2 protein-coding genes and 2 tRNA genes are annotated in these 2,971 nt (G+C 46.6%); all 4 read right to left on the bottom strand.

Features of this window, described 5'->3' with window-relative positions; genetic code table 11:
- Positions 1 to 122 precede the first annotated feature (122 nt).
- Positions 123 to 197 (bottom strand) — tRNA-Glu (locus tag ON064_RS17885).
- A gap of 7 nt (positions 198 to 204) precedes the next feature.
- Positions 205 to 279: transfer RNA gene (locus tag ON064_RS17880), tRNA-Asn, on the bottom strand.
- Positions 280 to 638: 359 nt separating this feature from the next.
- A complete protein-coding gene (locus ON064_RS17875; protein ID WP_274625826.1) occupies positions 639 to 1,118 on the bottom strand; it encodes a SprT family protein in 480 nt (159 codons plus the stop codon).
- 1 nt (position 1,119) lies between these two features.
- Positions 1,120 to 2,971: Tex family protein (locus ON064_RS17870; protein WP_274625825.1), on the bottom strand; the 1,852-nt coding region annotated here is incomplete at its 5' end.

The following is a 2,971-nucleotide window of genomic DNA, read 5'->3' as shown; positions in this document are numbered from 1 at the left end:
CCTGCGACCTTTGGGTTATGAGCCCAACGAGCTACCGAACTGCTCCACCCCGCGACAATAATAATATTTTCAATTGTACCGCACACAAGTATTATATTAAAAAAAGTAATTCAATATATGTATGGTGACCCCTACGGGATTCGAACCCGTGTTACCGCCGTGAAAGGGCGGTGTCTTAACCGCTTGACCAAGGGGCCAATTAAATGGCTCCGAAGGTAGGACTCGAACCTACGACCATCGCATTAACAGTGCGGTGCTCTACCACTGAGCTACTTCGGAATAATGTTTAAGTACTTGTCGACTTTTTCTATTATAAAGAGCCTTACAGGAATCGTCAATACTTTTATTCATCATTTTATAATTTAATTTGAGTTCAGTGTTTCGTTTAGTAATGTGCTTCAAAACAATTAAGCTCAGGGAGCAATTAGCTGAGCCACTTTACTCTTTTACTGAAAGACTCTGAACGGACGAGAAACCTATGAAGGTTTATTAGAATGAATGGTGGCTGGTCCCTTGGAACTTTTACCGTCCCCTTTTACTCTTCTTCTATAATAAATACGAATCACATCATTTTTTACCCATCTCCTTCTAGGGAAATTTTACTTAAAGCTGCTAGACATAAAGAAAGAGCCGCTTCATCAGCGGCTCTTTCTTTTATAAACTCTTTTCCTTTTCAACCGCAGCTTGCCGCTGCAGCGTCCACATCTGTACTTGGCAGTGTTCATACGGATCTTTCTTGGAAATTCCGTTTTGCAAGAGATGCATTCATACAGATGAAAGCCAGTTGTTTTCCGCCGCTTCTCTACAAGAAGAGAACAAAAGCGCGGAGACCCTGTCTCTTGTAACAACTCTCGGAAATCCTTGTCCCGATGCTTGTATCCTTTTCCTTCAAGGTGGAGATGATAATGGCACAGCTCATGCTTGATGATGCCTATCAGTTCATCACCGCCGAATTTCTCATAAGAAGCCGGGTTGATTTCGATATTATGCGAACCTAGCATATAACGACCGCCTGTTGTCCGGAGGCGTTTGTTGAACACGCCTTGATGGCGGAATGGCTTTCCGAAGATGTCGCGGGAAATCTCCGCAATCATCTTGGTCAATTCTTCGTTCGTCATCTTATCTCTCCTGAAGATCCGGTTGTTGTTCTTTTGGCGGCAGCATCGTCAAAGCGATCCGGCCTTTTTGTTTTTCGACCTGATCGACCCATACGGTAACGATATCTCCGACTGCCACGACATCAAGCGGATGTTTAACAAACCCCTTTTTCAATTTAGAGATGTGGACCAGCCCATCCTGTTTCACGCCAATGTCGACAAAAGCTCCGAAATCGACGACGTTGCGCACCGTTCCTTGCACTTCCATGCCAGGAGTTAAGTCTTCCATCTTTAAGACATCGCTCTTCAGCAATGGTTGAGGGAACTCATCTCGCGGGTCGCGGAAGGGTTTCTTCAACGCATCCACAATGTCTTTGAGTGTCACTTTGCCGACTTGCCACTCCTGGCTTAATGCCTCGAGGTCCAAGTTTTCCAGCTTCGCAAGAATTTCTGGGCGGCCAATCATTTTTTTGTCCGCATCGATCAACTTGAGGATCCTCTCGGCAGCTTCATAGCTTTCTGGATGAATGCCGGTAGCATCGAGCGGATTTTTTCCTTCTGTTATGCGCAGGAAGCCGACAGCTTGCTCATAGGTCTTGGCACCGAGGCGAGGGATTTTCTTTAATTGGACACGGGAAGTAAAACGACCATTCTCATCACGCATTTTAATGATGTTCTCAGCAACGGTCTTGCTGAGTCCGGCGACGTATTGAAGGAGAGAAGCTGAAGCAGAGTTAACATTTACGCCAACTTGGTTGACTGCGGTCTCAACAACGAAGGTCAATTGGTCTGCCAGCTTTTTTTGCGAGACGTCGTGTTGGTATTGCCCGACACCTACAGCTTTCGGGTCGATCTTCACGAGTTCCGAAAGCGGGTCTTGGAGACGGCGGGCGATAGAAGCTGCACTGCGTTCTTCGACTTGTAAGTCCGGAAACTCTGCGCGGGCTACATCGGATGCCGAGTACACACTAGCACCTGCTTCATTGACGATGACATATGATGCTTTGTTCGCAGTTTCCCCAAGAAAATCGGCAACGAATTGTTCGGTTTCACGTGACGCGGTGCCATTTCCGATTGCCATGATTTCAATTGGGTAGCTGTCCGTTAGACGCTGTAAGATTTTCTTCGCGCCTTTTTGATCGGATCTTGGGGGATGCGGATAAATGACCGCCACTTCCAATAGTTTCCCTGTCGCATCTATCACTGCCAATTTGCAGCCTGTGCGGTACGCCGGGTCAATACCGAGCACCATTTTATCTTTCATCGGAGGCTGCAATAACAAATTGCGAAGGTTTTCCGAAAAAATGTGTATGGCCTGCGTTTCACCTTTTTCACTTAGTTCCGTACGGATTTCGCGTTCAATAGATGGCTGGATCAGGCGTTTGTAGCTGTCTTCTATCGCTGCTTCGACTTCTTTCGCGGCAGGGCTTCCTGTTTTCATCCATTTATCTTTCATTAAACGAATGATCCGGTCGACTGGAGGTGTGACCGTTACTCTCAATACCCCCTCTTTTTCGCCGCGGTTGATGGCGAGTATACGGTGCGGGACAATCTTTTTGATCGCTTCGCTGTACTCATAATACATTTGAAAGACTTGTTTCTCGTCTTCGTGGCCTTTTTTGGCCGCCGTCTCCAGCAAACCATTATCACGAGTCATGCGACGAGCTTTTTCACGGATATCCGGATCATCTGCAAAAAGCTCAGCTAAAATATCCTGTGCTCCTGCAAGCGCTTCTTCCGCTGTTTCAACACCCTTTTCAACACTGATATACTGTTCCGTTACCGTTTTGATCTGCTCTTTTCCTGGTTTCAAAAGCCAATCTGCCAGTCCCTGTAGCCCTTTTTCTTTTGCGATGATCGCTTTCGTGCGGCGT

The sequence above is a fragment of the Planococcus sp. A6 genome (genome assembly GCF_028823615.1).
Lineage (GTDB): Bacteria > Bacillota > Bacilli > Bacillales_A > Planococcaceae > Planococcus.
Note: the sequence above shows the minus strand (reverse complement) of the source record. Positions and strands in the feature narration are given on the sequence as shown.